Annotated in this window: 14 protein-coding genes; 10 read left to right on the top strand and 4 right to left on the bottom strand. The window is 53.5% G+C overall.

The features are described 5' to 3' along the window. Window positions 1-41 precede the first annotated feature (41 nt). On the top strand, window positions 42-974 hold the full coding sequence (gene tus / locus DBY68_RS02760) for a DNA replication terminus site-binding protein (protein WP_108474348.1): 933 nt from the start codon (window positions 42-44) through the stop codon (window positions 972-974). Here tus and fumC read toward each other — a convergent pair. Together fumC and fumA are read right to left on the bottom strand one after the other, a co-directional pair. Continuing rightward, window positions 971-2,374, bottom strand: a complete 1,404-nt coding sequence (gene fumC, locus DBY68_RS02755; RefSeq protein WP_108474349.1) for a class II fumarate hydratase — start codon at window positions 2,372-2,374, stop codon at window positions 971-973. The genes tus and fumC overlap by 4 nt on opposite strands. A 117-nt stretch (window positions 2,375-2,491) precedes the next feature. Beyond that, window positions 2,492-4,138 (bottom strand): class I fumarate hydratase FumA, encoded by a 1,647-nt coding sequence (gene fumA / locus DBY68_RS02750; protein WP_108474350.1) that lies wholly within the window; start codon window positions 4,136-4,138, stop codon window positions 2,492-2,494. Between the two features lie 228 nt (window positions 4,139-4,366). Here fumA and manA point away from each other — a divergent pair, with 228 nt between their 5' ends. Further along, a complete protein-coding gene (gene manA / locus DBY68_RS02745; RefSeq protein ID WP_108474351.1) occupies window positions 4,367-5,545 on the top strand; it encodes a mannose-6-phosphate isomerase in 1,179 nt (392 codons plus the stop codon). A 99-nt stretch (window positions 5,546-5,644) separates the two neighbouring features. After that, a complete protein-coding gene (locus DBY68_RS02740) occupies window positions 5,645-7,204 on the top strand; it encodes a YdgA family protein (RefSeq protein WP_108474352.1) in 1,560 nt (519 codons plus the stop codon). Between the two features lie 137 nt (window positions 7,205-7,341). On the opposite strand, the gene DBY68_RS02735 is transcribed toward DBY68_RS02740, so the two are convergent. After that, window positions 7,342-8,370 carry a Mal regulon transcriptional regulator MalI gene (locus DBY68_RS02735; RefSeq protein WP_108474353.1) on the bottom strand — a complete coding sequence of 343 codons (1,029 nt, stop codon included), beginning with the start codon at window positions 8,368-8,370 and terminating at the stop codon, window positions 7,342-7,344. 172 nt (window positions 8,371-8,542) lie between these two features. Between DBY68_RS02735 and malX the strand changes: the two genes are divergently transcribed. The 3 genes from malX to add all read left to right on the top strand — a co-directional run bounded on the left by malX (window position 8,543) and on the right by add (window position 12,473). Further along, the gene (gene malX, locus DBY68_RS02730) at window positions 8,543-10,135 is read left to right on the top strand and encodes a maltose/glucose-specific PTS transporter subunit IIBC (protein WP_108474354.1); all 1,593 of its coding nucleotides are present in this window, start codon (window positions 8,543-8,545) and stop codon (window positions 10,133-10,135) included. 66 nt (window positions 10,136-10,201) lie between these two features. Continuing rightward, window positions 10,202-11,374 carry a MalY/PatB family protein gene (locus DBY68_RS02725; protein WP_108474355.1) on the top strand — a complete coding sequence of 391 codons (1,173 nt, stop codon included), beginning with the start codon at window positions 10,202-10,204 and terminating at the stop codon, window positions 11,372-11,374. A gap of 97 nt (window positions 11,375-11,471) precedes the next feature. Next, entirely contained in the window at window positions 11,472-12,473 is a 1,002-nt protein-coding gene (add, locus tag DBY68_RS02720) for an adenosine deaminase (RefSeq protein ID WP_108474356.1), read from the top strand. A gap of 49 nt (window positions 12,474-12,522) precedes the next feature. Here add and DBY68_RS02715 read toward each other — a convergent pair whose 3' ends face one another. Beyond that, on the bottom strand, window positions 12,523-13,563 hold the full coding sequence (locus tag DBY68_RS02715; RefSeq protein WP_108474357.1) for an oxidoreductase: 1,041 nt from the start codon (window positions 13,561-13,563) through the stop codon (window positions 12,523-12,525). Window positions 13,564-13,814: 251 nt separating this feature from the next. On the opposite strand from DBY68_RS02715, the gene blr reads away from it, so the two are divergent. The 4 genes from blr (at window position 13,815) to DBY68_RS02695 (ending at window position 16,478) form a co-directional block, all read left to right on the top strand. Next, window positions 13,815-13,952 carry a division septum protein Blr gene (gene blr / locus DBY68_RS02710; protein ID WP_108474411.1) on the top strand — a complete coding sequence of 46 codons (138 nt, stop codon included), beginning with the start codon at window positions 13,815-13,817 and terminating at the stop codon, window positions 13,950-13,952. A 116-nt stretch (window positions 13,953-14,068) separates the two neighbouring features. Then, complete coding sequence (locus DBY68_RS02705; protein WP_108474358.1) at window positions 14,069-15,469, top strand: GH1 family beta-glucosidase; 1,401 nt, start codon at window positions 14,069-14,071, stop codon at window positions 15,467-15,469. A gap of 276 nt (window positions 15,470-15,745) precedes the next feature. Continuing rightward, window positions 15,746-15,961 carry a transcription modulator YdgT gene (gene ydgT / locus DBY68_RS02700; RefSeq protein WP_108474359.1) on the top strand — a complete coding sequence of 72 codons (216 nt, stop codon included), beginning with the start codon at window positions 15,746-15,748 and terminating at the stop codon, window positions 15,959-15,961. 76 nt (window positions 15,962-16,037) lie between these two features. Continuing rightward, entirely contained in the window at window positions 16,038-16,478 is a 441-nt protein-coding gene (locus tag DBY68_RS02695; RefSeq protein ID WP_108474360.1) for a DUF2569 domain-containing protein, read from the top strand. Window positions 16,479-16,544: the final 66 nt, after the last annotated feature.

Below are 16,544 nucleotides of genomic sequence, written 5' to 3'. Positions count from 1 at the left end.
AGTGCAATAATTAAAAAGTATGTTGTAACTAAGGTGGTAAAATGGCTGACTATGATCTTGTTGAACGCCTGACCAGCACATTTCGTCAGCTTGAGCGCGAATTGCTCGCGGTGCGCGAGCAACTCGCCGAATGCCGCTTGCTGGCTGCCCGCATTTTTGAACTGCCGGAGATCCGTAAAGAAGACGAGCACGCCCCTTTGTCGGAAATTCAGGTGGTACAGCATATCGGTAAAACTGCGCTGGCCATGGCGCTGTCGCATTTCGGGCATCTGTTTATTCAGCAGCAGTCGGAAACCCGCAGCAGTAAAGCCGCGGTGCGCCTGCCTGGTGCCATCTGCCTTAACGTGACAACGTCACAACATGAAGCACTGCGTGAACGCATTTTGCGCGTAAATACCCTGAAGGGCGCGTTTGAAAAGATTATTACGGTTGATTCCGGGCTCCCGTCCGTCGCCCGCTTCGACTGGGTTCATCGCCATCTTCCGGGGCTTATCACACTCAATGCCTATCGCACGCTGACATTGCTTGATGACCCCAGTACCATTCGATTCGGCTGGGCAAATAAACATATCATCAAGAATTTAACTCGCGACGAAGTACTGGCGCAGTTAGAAAAAAGCCTGCAATCGCCACGCGCGGTGCCACCGTGGACGCGCGAGCAGTGGCAGGCGAAGCTGGAACGTGAGTATCAGGACGTTGCTGCGTTACCGCAAAAAGCGCGGCTAAAGATTAAGCGCCCGGTGAAAGTGCAACCTATCGCGCGGGTGTGGTATGCCGGAGAACAAAAGCAAGTACAGTACGCCTGCCCTGCATCGCTGATTGCGCTGGTTTCCGGTCAGGGAGCGGTCAGCGTCCCCGATTTAGGTGAGTTGCTAAATTACGATGCCGATAACGTGCAGTATCGTCACAAACCGCAAGCACAGCCGCTGCAATTGATTATTCCGCGGCTGCACTTATGGCTGGCGACCGATTAACCTTTTGCGGTCATACTTCCGACCATCGACTCCGGACGCACCCAGCTATCAAACTCAGTTTCTGTGAGGTAACCCAGCGACAGCGCGGAAGCTTTCAGCGTCAGCCCCTCTTTATGGGCTTTTTTGGCAATTTCAGCGGCTTTATCGTAGCCAATATGCGTATTCAGCGCGGTGACGAGCATCAGTGACTCATTAAGCAACTGATTAATACGCTCGCGGTTCGGTTCAATGCCCACCGCACAATGCGCGTTAAAACTCTCCATGCCGTCCGCCAGCAGACGGATGGATTGCAGGAAATTATGGATAATCATCGGGCGGTAGACGTTCAGTTCAAAGTTGCCCGATGCCCCGCCCATGTTGATGGCGACATCGTTGCCCATCACCTGACAGCAGAGCATGGTCATCGCTTCACACTGCGTCGGGTTGACTTTGCCCGGCATGATGGACGAGCCTGGCTCATTCTCAGGAATAGCAATTTCACCAATGCCGCAACGCGGGCCAGAGGCCAGCCAGCGCACATCGTTGGCGATTTTCATTAGCGACGCCGCTAAGCCTTTCAGCGCCCCGTGGGCGTGAACCAGCGCATCACAGGTCGCGAGCGCTTCGAATTTATTGGGCGCAGTAATAAACGGCTGATGGGTAAACTCCGCCAGTTCTTTCGCCACGCGTACCGCATATTCGGGATGGGTATTTAGCCCCGTACCGACCGCCGTGCCGCCCAGTGCAAGTTCACCGACGTGCGGCAAACTGAGTTCAATGTGCTTCAGGTTGTGCTCCAGCATCGCCACCCAGCCAGAGAATTCTTGCCCCAGCGTCAACGGCGTGGCGTCCTGTAGATGAGTACGGCCAATTTTGACGATATCCTGGAAAGCATCCGACTTCTGCTTCAGCGTCTCTTTCAGCTCGTTTAGCTGCGGGATCAACTGTTCGCGCAGGCCAATCAGCGCCGCAACATGCATTGCCGTTGGGAATACATCGTTTGAGCTCTGGCTTTTGTTCACATCGTCGTTGGGGTGAACCTTACGCTCCATGCCACGAACACCGCCGAGGAGTTCACTTGCCCGGTTAGCCAGTACCTCATTCATGTTCATGTTGGTTTGCGTACCGGAACCGGTTTGCCAGATAGCCAGCGGAAACTCATCGGCATGCTTGCCTGCCAGCACTTCATCCGCTGCGCGGATTATGGCATCGGCTTTTTCCGTCGGCAGCAGCCCTAAATCCTGGTTTACCTTCGCCGCCGCACGCTTGGTGAGCGCCAGAGCGGAGATCAGCGAGACCGGCATTTTCTCCGTGGAAATTCGAAAATGCTCCAGCGATCGTTGGGTTTGTGCGCCCCATAGTTTCTCGGCGGGGACATCAATAGCGCCCATTGAATCGTTCTCGCGGCGTGTCGTTGTCATTACTTTCTCCTTGATAACAAAGTGATTGTGAAGTGACATTGCTCATGCAAACCATTTTTAATTATGGAAGGTTTTACGCCTTTAAGCATAAAAAAACCGCCCCGTAGGGCGGCTAACTCATTTTACGCAGCGGGTGCACTGTGAGGCCTGAATCTGCTGGAAGAAGTCATTCCCCTTGTCATCGACAAGAATAAACGCCGGGAAGTCTTCAACTTCAATTTTCCAGATGGCTTCCATCCCGAGTTCAGGATATTCCACACATTCCAGGCTTTTGATGCTGCTCTGCGCGAGCACCGCCGCCGGGCCGCCGATGCTGCCCAGATAGAAACCGCCGTGCTTGTGGCACGCGTCGGTGACCTGCTGGCTACGGTTACCTTTCGCCAGCATGATCATGCTACCGCCTTGCGACTGAAGCTGGTCGACGTAGGAGTCCATACGCCCTGCGGTGGTTGGGCCCAGCGACCCCGAGGCATAACCTTCCGGTGTTTTTGCCGGGCCAGCGTAGTAAATCGGATGATCTTTAATATACTGCGGCAGGCCTTCACCGCGATCCATGCGCTCTTTCAGTTTGGCGTGCGCAATATCGCGCCCCACGATAATGGTGCCGGAAAGCGACAAACGCGTAGAAACCGGATATTGCGAAAGCTGTTTAAGGATTTCGCTCATCGGGCGGTTCAGGTCAACTTTTACCGCTTCGCCCTCGCCCGCTTTACGCAGCGATTCCGGAATGTATTTCCCCGGGTTGCTCTCCAGTTTTTCAATCCAGATGCCATCACGGTTAATTTTGGCCTTGATGTTACGGTCAGCCGAGCAGGATACGCCCATGCCCACCGGACAGGATGCGCCGTGACGCGGCAGACGAATCACGCGAATGTCGTGAGCAAAGTATTTGCCGCCGAACTGCGCGCCCAGGCCAAGGTTTTGCGCTTCAATCAGCAACTCTTTTTCCAGTTCGATATCGCGGAACGCCTGACCGTGCTCGTTCCCTTCCGTCGGTAAGCCATCGTAATATTTGGTCGAGGCCAGTTTCACGGTTTTCAGGGTTGTTTCGGCAGATGTCCCGCCGATCACGAACGCGATGTGATACGGCGGACAAGCCGCAGTACCCAGCGTGCGCATCTTCTCAACCAGATAATTTTTCAGTTTCGCCGGCGTGATCAGCGCTTTGGTTTCCTGATAAAGATAGGTTTTGTTAGCGGAACCGCCGCCCTTGGCGATGCACAGGAATTTGTATTCGTCACCATCGACGCTGTAGAGATCAATCTGCGCAGGCAGGTTGGTGCCCGTGTTCACCTCTTTGTACATGTCCAGCGGTGCGTTTTGCGAATAGCGCAGGTTATCTTCAATAAAGGTGTCATACACCCCGCGTGACAGCGCTGCCTCGTCACCGCCACCGGTCCACACGCGCTGGCCTTTTTTACCAACAATAATCGCCGTGCCAGTGTCCTGACAGGTGGGCAGGATGCCTTTCGCGGCGATATCAGAGTTACGCAGGAACTGAAGCGCAACGTACTTATCGTTTTCGCTGGCTTCCGGGTCGCTGAGGATATCGGCAACCTGCTGTTGGTGGGCGGGGCGGAGCATGAAAGAGGCATCATGGAATGCGTGTTTTGCGAGGAGCGTCAGGGCTTGCGGGTCAACTTTCAACACTTCCTGGCCGGCAAACTCGTCAACGCTGACGTAATCGGAACTGAGGAGGTAATACTCGGTTTCATCCTTTTTCAGTGGAAAAGGATCCTGATAGTAAAAAGGTTTGTTCGACATTGTATTCTCACTTACTGCTTCAGGTGATGTTTTCTACCCATTTGGGAATGTAGGGCAAACATGCAGAGCACATATCCATTTGCCCGGCTCAAAAGCGAGTCACCCTATCGTACACAATTTTTTAACAAAAACTGAGACTAGTACGACTTTTTATTTTTTCCGGTGACGCCATAGCGCATTTATTGCTTTAATACCGCCAAAGAATCCACATTGATACAGGGCTTGATAATGCAAAAACTCATCAACTCAGTGCAAAACTATGCCTGGGGCAGTAAAAGTTCGTTAACGGAACTCTACGGCATCGCCAACCCGGACAATCTGCCGATGGCAGAACTCTGGATGGGCGCGCATCCGAAGAGCAGCTCAAAAATCACCGATAATCAGGGAACCGTACGTTCACTGCGCGACGTGATTGACGCCGACAAAGCGACGCTGCTGGGCCGCGAGGTCGCCGAGCGTTTTGGCGAGCTGCCGTTTTTATTTAAAGTACTGTGCGCCGCACAGCCGCTTTCGATTCAGGTACACCCGAATAAACGCGCCTCGGAAATTGGCTTCGCTAAAGAGAATACGGCGGGTATCGCCATGGACGCGCCTGAACGTAACTACAAAGATCCGAACCATAAGCCGGAGTTGGTCTTTGCCCTGACGCCTTTCCTGGCGATGAATGCCTTTCGCGAGTTCAACGAGATTGTTTCACTGCTGCAACCGGTAGCCGGAGCGCATAACGCCATTGCTCATTTCCTCGAACAGCCGAATGGCGAGCGTCTGAGCGAACTTTTTGCCAGCCTGCTTAACATGCAGGGTGAAGAGAAAGCGCGCGCACTGGCGATCCTGCGTTCCGCGCTTGCGAGCCAACAGGGCGAACCCTGGCAGACCATCCGTGTCATTTCAGAATTTTACCCGGACGACAGCGGTTTGTTCTCGCCGCTACTGCTGAACGTGGTGAAACTGAAACCAGGCGAAGCGATGTTCCTGTTTGCCGAAACGCCGCACGCCTACCTCCAGGGCACCGCGCTGGAAGTGATGGCCAACTCGGATAACGTACTGCGGGCCGGGTTGACGCCGAAATACATTGATATCCCGGAACTGGTGGCAAACGTGAAGTTTGAGGCCAAGCCCGCGGCCGAACTGCTCACCCAACCGGTGAAAAACGGCCCTGAACTGGACTTTCCAATTCCGGTCGATGACTTCGCGTTTTCGTTGCACGATCTCAACACACAGCCGACAGCTATCGCCCAGCAGAGCGCCGCCATCCTGTTTTGTCTGGAAGGCGAAGCGCTCATCAGTAAAGGGGGGGAATCTCTTCACCTGAAGCCAGGCGAATCCGCGTTTATCAACGCGGCGGAATCACCGATTCAGGTAAGCGGCAACGGCAAACTGGCACGCGTCTATAATAAGCTGAAGTAAATACTGAAGTTTTAACGTGGGCTTGCTAATCTTAAACACAGCCTTATGACATAACCGGGCGATATGATTTCGCCCGGTTTCATTTTATGGATAAATGCTATGAAAAAATCGCTGGTCGCTGTTGGGGTTGTTGTTGCGTTAGGGGTTATCTGGACAGGTGGTGCCTGGTACACCGGGAAACAGCTGGAAAGTCGTTTTGCGGACATGGTGGCGCAGGCCAATGCCCAACTGAAACGTACCGCACCGGAAGCAGGCCTGGAGCTGAGCTATCAGGATTACCAGCGCGGCATCTTTAGCAGCCAACTGAAAATGGTGGTTAAGCCTATCGCTGGCGCAGATAAAGCCCTGCTGAAACCGGGCCAGAGCGTGGTGCTTAACGAGGATGTCGATCACGGCCCGTTCCCGCTGGCGGCGTTAAAACGCTTTAATCTCGTTCCGTCTATGGCCTCGGTGAATACCACTCTGGTGAACAATGACGTGACTAAGCCGCTGTTTGATATCGCCAAAGGCGAAACGCCGTTTGTGATAGACACCCGTATTAGCTATGGCGGTGATACCCACTCGGCTATCAATCTCAAACCGCTGAACTATGAAAAAGACGCTGAAAAAGTGGCGTTCAGCGGCGGTGATTTTGAACTTTCGGCAGACCGTGACGGTAACGTTGTGTCGCTCACCGGCGAAGCGGAAAGCGGTCTGGTCAATGCAGTGAACGAGTACAATCAGAAGGTACAGCTCACTTTCAATAATCTGAAAACCGAAGGCAGCAGCAAACTGGCGAGCTTCGACGAGCGCGTCGGCAACCAGAAAATCAGCCTGGATAAAGTGGCGGTTTCCGTAGAAGGTAAAGAGCTAACCGTGCTGGAAGGCATGACGCTGGATGGTAAATCTGACCTTTCTGCTGACGGCAAAAAAGTGAACAGCCAGCTCGATTACGCAGTGAAGAGCCTGAAGCTGCAAAGCCAGGACATGGGTAGCGGCAAACTGACGCTGAAAGTCGGCAATATTGACGGCCAGGCATGGCACCAGTTTAGCCAGCAGTATAATGCCCAGGCGCAGGCGCTACTGGCTCAGCCGGAACTGCAAAGCAACCCGGAACTGTACCAGGAAAAAATTACCGAAGCGTTCTTTAGCGCACTACCGGTGTTGCTGAAGGGCGATCCGTCAATCACCGTCGCGCCGCTCAGCTGGAAAAACGCCAAAGGTGAAACCACCCTGAATCTGTCGTTGCTGCTTAAAGATCCCGCGCAGGCCACTCAGCCGGTACAAACGCTGGCGCAGCAGGTGGACACGCTGGTGAAATCAATCGACGGTAAGCTGGTTATCCCGATGGATATGGCGACCGAATTTATGACCCAGATTGCGAAGCTGGAAGGGTATCAGCAGGAAGAAGCCGAGAAGCTGGCCAGCCAGCAGGTGAAAGGCTTCGCCGCGATGGGCCAGATGTTCCGTCTGACCACCACGGAAGACAACCAGGTGACCTCCAGCCTGCAGTATGCCAACGGTCAGGTGACCCTCAATGGTAATAAGATGCCGCTGGACGACTTTGCGGGAATGTTTGGTTTGCAGGCTCCTGCCATCCAGCAGGATGAACCGCAGCCGCCAGTCGCGCCGAGCGAACCGGCACCGGCACCGGCACCGGCACCGGCACCGGCACAGTAAACTATCAGGCCCCTCATTCGAGGGGCTTAAATTTCTGACAACGTGTGCGTTGTTCTTGCCGGATGCGGCGTAAACGCCTTATCCGGCCTACAAAACAGTGTAAATTCACTATATTGCAGAAATCAGGCAATTTCGCACTATTTTCTGGCCACCAACCTTGGCGGCATGATCACATTACGCGTCGACGTCTGCCCGGTCTCAATGCGCTGCAAAATTCGCTCCGCTACACTTTCACCCATCTCACGCGCAGGCGTTGTCACCCACGTTAACGGCACGTCATCTAACGCACTTTCCGGCACTTCTGCAAAGGCAGCCAGCGTAACGCGTTGATCAAAATAGCTCTCGACGCTGCCTTCCCCGCTTTGGCGCCCGCCACGCATCAGGCCAAACCAGGCCCCCATCGCAATGACATTGTTGTAGCACAGCACGGCGGTGATGGTTGGGTTATGGCGCAATAACGACGTTATGGCGTCTGCCGCCTGCTTTTGACTGGATTCACACTCAACGACCCATTCACTGTGAAACGGCAGGCCGAATTTAATCAGCGTTGAGCAATAGCCGCCAACCCTCTCGGCGCGCGTTAACGACGCGCTCTGTCCACCCAGCCAGGCAATACGTTGGTGCCCACGGCGAATGAGATCTTCGGTCACCACCTGCGCCGCCTGCATGTTATCGGGGCGAATTAAATCCACCTCATCGAGATAACTCGCACGAGAAGCGAACACCAGCGGAATGTTCGACGCCTCCGCTTTCTCGCGCAGCTCGCTGGCTTGATCCACCGCCCCGGCGATCACCACACCATCCACACCCTGCGCCACCAGCGCGTCAAAGCGCGCCAGCATGTTCTCACCTTTGCGCCCGCTTTGGGTCAGAAAAACCATTTTGCCCTGCGACTCCAGCGACGCCGTCAGTCCAGCGGTCAGCTCCGCATAAAACGGTGACGACAGTGACCCGACAATCAGCCCAATGACGCCGGTTTGCCCGCCGCGCAACGACACTGCCTGGCGGTTACGCACAAACCCCAACTGGTCGATGGCCTGATACACCCGCTCACCGGTCGCGCTGGAGATCCGCCCTTTCCCACTGAGCACCAGTGAGACTGTACTCACTGATACACCAGCGGCCAGAGCGACATCGTTAATCGTGACTTTTTTTGCAATTGCCATAAGGACTGGCGATTCCTTTTAAGTGATCGATAAAACGTTTTACCTAATAAGATACTTTATAAACGTTATCATCATTTCATTATGTGATTTCACTCGCACTAAAATTGGGTAAAACGTTTTATCTTGCGCTCCACAACCTCTTTAACCCATTTTTTGTACAAGGAGTCGTTCGATGACGACCAGAGCAGCACAAAAAGTCACATTGTGGGAGTTCTTTCAACAGCTTGGCAAGACATTCATGCTTCCTGTCGCCCTGCTGTCCTTCTGCGGGATCATGCTGGGGATCGGCAGTTCCCTCAGCAGCCATGACGTTCTCACGCTCCTGCCGTGGCTCGACACCCCGTTCCTGCAGGCGCTCTTTATCTGGATGAGCAAAGTCGGATCTTTCGCGTTTAGCTTCCTGCCGGTGATGTTCTGTATCGCCATCCCGCTGGGTCTGGCACGAGAAAACAAAGGCGTCGCCGCCTTCGCCGGTTTTGTCGGTTACGCGGTCATGAACCTGGCGGTCAACTTCTGGCTGACGGCTAAAGGTATTCTTCCCACCACCGATGCCGCGGTTCTGAAAGCCAATAACATCCAGAATATTCTCGGTATTCAGTCTATCGACACCGGTATTCTTGGCGCGGTGATCGCCGGGATCATCGTCTGGCTGCTGCATGAACGTTTCCACACCATCCGCCTGCCGGATGCGCTGGCGTTCTTTGGCGGCACCCGTTTTGTTCCGATTATCACCACCGTTGTATTAGGCCTGGTTGGTCTGGTCATCCCGCTGATTTGGCCGGTGTTTGCGATGGGTATTAATGCGCTGGGTCATGTTATCAACAGCGCGGGCGACTTTGGCCCGATGATTTTTGGTACCGGTGAACGTCTGCTGCTGCCCTTTGGTCTGCACCACATTCTGGTCGCACTGATTCGCTTTACCGAAGCGGGCGGCACGATGGATGTCTGCGGTCATTCTGTCAGCGGTGCGTTGACCATCTTCCAGGCGCAGTTAAGCTGCCCGGAAACTCACGGCTTCTCCGAAAGCGCCACGCGCTTCCTGTCTCAGGGTAAAATGCCTGCTTTCCTCGGTGGACTGCCGGGTGCGGCACTGGCGATGTACCATTGCGCTCGCCCGGAAAACCGTCACAAAATTAAAGGGCTGCTGATTTCCGGCGTGATCGCCTGCGTCGTGGGCGGCACCACTGAACCGCTGGAATTCCTGTTCCTGTTCGTGGCACCGGTGCTGTACGTCATTCACGCGCTGCTGACTGGCCTGGGCTTCACCATGATGGCGATTCTTGGCGTGACGATTGGCAACACGGACGGCAACGTTATCGACTTCGTGGTCTTCGGCATTCTGCACGGCCTCTCCACCAAATGGTATATGGTGCCAGTGGTGGCTGCCATTTGGTTCGTCGCCTACTACGCGATTTTCCGCTTCGCCATTACGCGCTTTAACATCAAAACGCCGGGTCGCGATATCGAAACCAGCAGTGCCGTCGAAAAAGCAGTCGCCGGGACTATCGGTAAATCCGGTTACAACACCCCGGCCATTCTTGCGGCTCTCGGTGGTGCTGAAAATATTGTTTCTCTGGATAACTGCATCACCCGCCTGCGTTTATCCGTCGAGGATATGTCAAAAGTCGACGTAGAAGCGCTGAAAGCTAACCGCGCGATCGGTGTCGTACAGCTTAACCAGCACAACCTTCAAGTGGTGATTGGCCCACAGGTACAATCCGTCAAAGACGAGATTGCGGTGCTGATGAATACCGTTCAGGCATAAAACGCCCTTTGCCCCTGCCTCGCGCAGGGGCAAAATAGCGTCCTCGCTGACAGTTAAGGATTTCACATGTTTGACTTCTCAACGGTGATAGACCGGCATGGCACATGGTGCACCCAGTGGGATTATGTTGCCGACCGTTTTGGTGACGCCGACCTCCTGCCGTTTACCATCTCCGATATGGATTTCGCCACCGCCCCCTGTATTCTCGATGCGCTGACCAAACGCCTGGCGCACGGTGTCTTCGGTTACAGCCGCTGGAAAAACGATGCGTTTCCCCCCGCTATCGTGCACTGGTTCTCCCGCCGTTTTCATAGCGTGATCGACGAGGAAAGTATTGTTTACGGGCCGTCCGTCATCTATATGGTGGCGGAGATGATTCGCCAGTGGTCCGCGCCCGGGGATGGCGTTGTGGTACACACACCCGCATATGATGCCTTCTTCAAAACCATTACCGGTAATCAGCGTACGATTGTCGGCGTACCGCTGGAGAAAGCCGAGAACCAGTGGATTTGCGATATGGCAAAACTGGAAGCGGCGCTGGCACAGCCACAAAACAAAGTTTTGCTGTTGTGCAGCCCGCATAACCCCACCGGGAAAGTGTGGACGCGCGATGAGCTCAACACGATGGCTGAGCTGTGCGAGAAGCATGGCGTGCGGGTCATCAGCGATGAAATCCACATGGATATGGTGTGGGGAAAACACTCGCATATTCCGTGGTGCGACGTGGCGCGCAGCCCATGGGCGCTGTTCACATCGGGTTCAAAAAGCTTCAATATTCCGGCCTTCACCGGGGCCTATGGTTTGATAGCCGACGAGATCGCGCGCAACGATTATCTGTTTGCACTGAAAAGCCGCGACGGCCTCTCTTCCCCGTCGGTACCAGCACTCGTGGCGCACATCGCGGCCTACCGCGAAGGCGAGCCTTGGCTGGATGCTCTGCGCAACTATTTACAGGATAATATGCGCTACATCGCGCAGACGCTGAATACCGCATTCCCGGAACTGAACTGGGCGATGCCCGAGTCAACGTATCTGGCCTGGGTCGATTTGCGTCCACTAAACATTGACGACAACGCGCTACAGGATGTGCTGATCAAACAGCAAAAAGTGGCCATCATGCCGGGTTATACCTATGGCGAAGAAGGTAACGGTTTTATTCGCCTCAATGCTGGCTGCCCTCGCTCGAAGCTAGAACAAGGCGTCGAACGTTTGATTGCGGCCATCAACACGTTACGCTAACGATTTTGCGCAACGATAATTTTTCGTTGCGCAAATAGCTTTTTGCAGTGAAATGTTTTTATAATAGCGCGCACTTAATCTAAAAAAGAGTGCGACCATGATTGATACTACGCTCCCCCTCACTGACATTCATCGCCACCTTGATGGCAACATTCGCGCCCAAACTATTCTCGATCTTGGCCGTCAGCACAATTTAACCCTTCCTGCCTCCAGCCTTGAGGCATTAATTCCGCATGTGCAGGTCACCAGTAATGAGCCCGATTTAGTGAGTTTTTTAAGCAAACTCGACTGGGGCGTCAAAGTGCTTGCCGACCTCGATGCCTGTCGCCGCGTAGCGTACGAAAATATCGAAGATGCGGCGCGTAACGGCCTGCACTATGTTGAGCTGCGTTTTTCTCCGGGTTATATGGCGATGACTCACCAGCTTCCGGTTGAAGGCGTGGTGGAAGCCGTGATTGCAGGTGTTAGTGAAGGCTGCCGTGATTTCAACGTTGAAGCGCGATTAATTGGCATCATGAGCCGCACCTTCGGCGAAACCGCCTGCCTGCGTGAACTGGACGCCCTGCTGGCGCATCGTGACGGTATTACCGCGCTGGATCTGGCGGGTGATGAACTCGGTTTCCCGGGTAGCCTGTTCCTGAGCCACTTCAACCGCGCACGTGATGCAGGTCTGCGCATTACCGTGCACGCCGGCGAAGCGGCTGGCCCGGAAAGCATCTGGCAGGCGATTCGTGAATTGGGTGCAGAACGCATCGGTCACGGGGTGAAAGCCGTTGAAGACGCAGCGCTGATGGAATTTTTAGCGAAACAGCGTATCGGCGTGGAATCCTGCCTGACGTCGAATATCCAGACCAGCACGGTTCCCTCACTGGCCCAGCACCCGCTCAAAACCTTCCTGGAGCACGGCGTGCTGGCGAGCATCAATACCGATGATCCGGCAGTTCAGGGAATTGATATTCAACACGAATACCGCGTTGCAGCACCGGCTGCCGGGCTGACGCCTGCGCAAATTCGTCAGGCGCAAATTAACGGACTCGACATCGCTTTCCTGTCGGAAGCCGAAAAATCCGCGCTGCGCGCACGCGTACAAAGCGCATAAAAAAACGGGCGCACACTATTTGCTGTGCGCCCGTTATTCATTCCCGTCATCAGGTCAGAGAAAGCACCGCGCGGTGTTTCGCAGATTCAATGCCTAGCTCAATCAATTCCATAATCTGAATCGCCTGGCTTGCCGGAACCGGATTCTCACCCACGCCGTTTAACGCATCACGAATCGCCGCATAATAAGCCGGGTAGTTTCCCGGTGTGGTGAGCAGCGTCTCTTCAACGCGATCTTCACCTTCTACACGCGTCAGTACCCCATCGCGCATGTCATAGCCCCAATCTTCCTGCGGCAGACGTTCACCGTTCTTCAGGCGTTCTTCCTGTGGGTCGAGGCCGTATTTCACGTAACTTGCGCGCGAACCGTGCACAATGTACCGCGCGGTTTCGGCAGCAGCCAGCAGCGTGCCGTGCAGAACCACACGGCGTTGTGGATACGCCAGCACCGCATGAAAGTAATCCGTCGCCTGCGCGCCAGGACGTAACTGCGCAAGATCGACTGACAGGCTGACCGGCAAACCAAAAAGATTCACTGCCTGATCCAGCAGATGCGGGCCTAAATCGTACCAAATGCCGCTACCCGGGCCAGCCAGCTCGCGCCAGCGATTACGCACCTGCGGCCGATAACGGTCAAAGTGCGATTCAAAATAGGCCACCTCGCCCAGTCGGCCTTCGTTAATCAACGACTTCACCGTTAAGAAATCGCTGTCCCAGCGACGGTTATGGAACACTGACAGCAGTTTCCCCTGATTTCTGGCGATGGCGTCCAGTTCGCGTGCTTGTGACAGTGTCACGGTGAAGGGTTTATCAACCACCACGTGTTTTCCCGCTTCCAGCGCGGCCTTTGCCAGCGGGAAGTGGGTATCGTTTGGCGTAGGGATCACCACCAGGTCGATAGTAGGATCGGCGAAAATGTGTTTAGGTTCAGAGAACACACTGACATTCGGCCAGTCGGCTTTAACTTTGTCGGCGTCGCTACTGGACACCACAGCCAGTTCCATCCCCGGTGTTCCGCTGATAAGCGGCGCATGAAACGTTTTGCTGGCGTAACCATACCCAATTAATCCGACACGAATACTGTCACTCATAATAGCCTCTTATTTGTGCTGTTTTTGCCCGACCCGGTGATGTACCCGTCGCCGTGTAATCGATTTCTTATTTCACAACATATTGCGGTGATGAACAACAGATTAATAACATTATGGTGTACAGAGGTGGAGAATAATCGGAAAAAAAAGCAAAAGAGATGAATCGTTTCTGCTGAGGACTTGCGTTGCGCGCCAGGCGAGGTAAGATCTTCGTCCGTATTATTAATATTGTCGAAATTGTCTTAATTACTATGTCTACTGTCTTTACACGGATCGTTGAACTGATCGGTTGGGGCGTGCTTGGCGTCTCGGTTCTGCTTCTTGTTATCGCACACCACATTGATAACTACCAACCGCCAGAACCGATTGCGGCGGCTCAAAAGAAATAAGTCCGTTCGCTGAACAGTGACGGCGATCGCAACTGTGTAACCGGTTTCTGAAACCGGTTGCAACCCAATCATTCCCCTCTTTACACTCACCTTATTGCACAGATAAGGAGAGTTTCATGGCTGCTTTTCCAAAAGATTTCCTCTGGGGCGCTGCAACCGCGGCCTACCAGGTCGAAGGCGCATACAATGAAGACGGCAAAGGGCTGTCTATCTGGGACGTTTTTTCGCACCAGCCCGGCACAACCTATCAGGGAACAAATGGCGACGTTGCGGTAGACCACTATCACCGCATGCTGGAAGATGTCGCACTGATGGCGGAAATGGGCCTGCAGAGCTATCGTTTTTCCATCTCCTGGCCGCGTTTATTACCGAATGGTCGCGGCGAGGTAAATGAAGCCGGGGTAAAATTTTACAGCGATTTGATTGATGCCCTGCTGGCGCACAATATTGTGCCGATGATTACGCTTTATCACTGGGATTTACCCCAGGCGTTGCAGGATGAAGGCGGCTGGGAAGTCCGCTCAACGGCGGAAGCCTTCGAAGAGTACGCGCGTCTGTGTTACGCCCGCTTCGGTTCACGGGTCAAGCATTGGGCGACGTTTAACGAAACCATTGTCTTTATCGGTCACGGTTATATTACCGGCAGCCATCCGCCGTCGGTGAAAGATCCGGCGCGGGCGATTCAGGCTTGCCATCAGGTATTTATCGCGCATGCCATGGCTGTAAAAGCCTTCCGGGAAATGCATATTGACGGCCAGATTGGCTTCGTTAACGTCCTGCAACCCCATACGCCGCTTACCGATTCGCCAGAAGATACCGCCGCCAGTGAACTGGCTGACGCCATTCATACCCACTGGCTATACGATCCAGTACTGAAAGGCACTTACCCGGCTGAGCTTCTCGCTCAAACACAAGCCCTATGGGGCGTGCCGCGCTTTGCGCCTGGAGATGATGAATTATTGCGAAATAACCGCTGCGATTTTATTGGTCTGAACTACTATCGTCGTGAGACCGTGACCGCCAACCCCGGTGAGACGCAAACACAGTCTAATCATAGCGGTGAGAAAAATAGCGGTGGCGAATTTGGTTTTAAAGGCTTGTTTAAATTTGTCCGTAATCCTCACGGCGTGTACACAGATTGGGACTGGGAGATCTGGCCACAAGGATTGACCGACGGCATTATGATGATCAAAGAGCGCTATGGGGCTATTCCTATCTACATCACGGAAAACGGGCTTGGCGCGAAAGACCCAATTGTGGACGGCGACATCGTTGACCAGCCGCGTATTGATTATTTACGTATGCATATTGATGCGCTGGAAAACGCCATTGCGTTAGGTGCCGATGTGCGTGGTTATTATCCATGGTCATTCATCGACCTGCTAAGCTGGCTCAACGGTTACAAAAAACAGTACGGTTTTGTTTATGTCGATCATCAGCAAAACCTGGCCCGTAAGCGCAAGAAAAGCTTTTACTGGTATAAAGAAGTCATTAGTAGCCACGGCAGCATCCGTTAATCCATTGTGGGCGCCGAACGGCGCCCAACCACTTTTCGTGATATCCTCATTTCCTGCGATATATCAATAACGCCATTTTCTGTTCTTGAATTTGTCATTATTAACCCAAATAATTACAGCGTCCTGAAGAGAGTGTGCCCATTGTGGGCTGAACTCTTAATAAAAACGGGTGTCGATAAACTGATTGTCAAACTGAGCGATACGCCCTTGCGGTGTTGCGCTTTTGCGCCCCTTCAGGCCCTGCGTGATTTAACATTATAAAATGGATACCTACAAATGACCGTCCTGGATTATTTACTGAAATTCCGCAAAGTCAGCTCGCTGGAAAATCTCGAAAAGCTTTATGATCATCTTAACTATTCCCTTTCCGACACCAATGAATTAATCAATATGTATCGCGCTGCCGATCATCGTCGGGCTGAGCTGGTTTCTGGCGGTCGTTTGTTCGATATCGGCCAGGTGCCGAAATCCGTTTGGCATTACGTGCAGTAACTATTGTTATCATCAGCGTCAGTTGCTTATACTCCACCGCCATATTTATAACTGACGCTGATAATCAGGAGACGAAATGTCGTCAAACTCCGCAGAACGAATTGGTGGATGGCTGCTCGGCCCACTGGCGTGGCTGTTAGTAGCGCTGCTCAGCATCAGTCTGCAACTGCTGATGTTCGTTAACGCCCTGCTTAATCCGCAGATCCTGAGCCTGTTAAAGGCACAAAGCAGCACGCAACTAGCCCTGTGGGTGCTTTCTTTAGCGTTCGTGATTGCCATGTGGTATTACACATTGTGGCTGACCATGGCTTTCTTTAAGCGCCGTAAAAATGTGCCTAAGCACTATATTATCTGGTTACTGGTCTCATTATTGCTGGCGCTTAAGGCGTTTGCATTCGCACCGGTTTCCGATACCATCGCGCTGCGCCAATTATTGTTGCCGTTAGCCGCTGCGGCGCTGATTGTGCCGTATCTCAAACGCTCATCCCGCGTGAAGCGTACGTTTGTGAACCCTTAATAACCACACTCTTGCCCAGTTGTCGATGAACGCACTTTCGTCGATAATAGGCGGCTTTTTTTGTTA

This window comes from Pseudocitrobacter sp. RIT415 (genome assembly GCF_003057695.2).
Lineage (GTDB): Bacteria > Pseudomonadota > Gammaproteobacteria > Enterobacterales > Enterobacteriaceae > Pseudocitrobacter > Pseudocitrobacter faecalis.
This window is presented reverse-complemented; position numbering and strand designations above follow the sequence as displayed.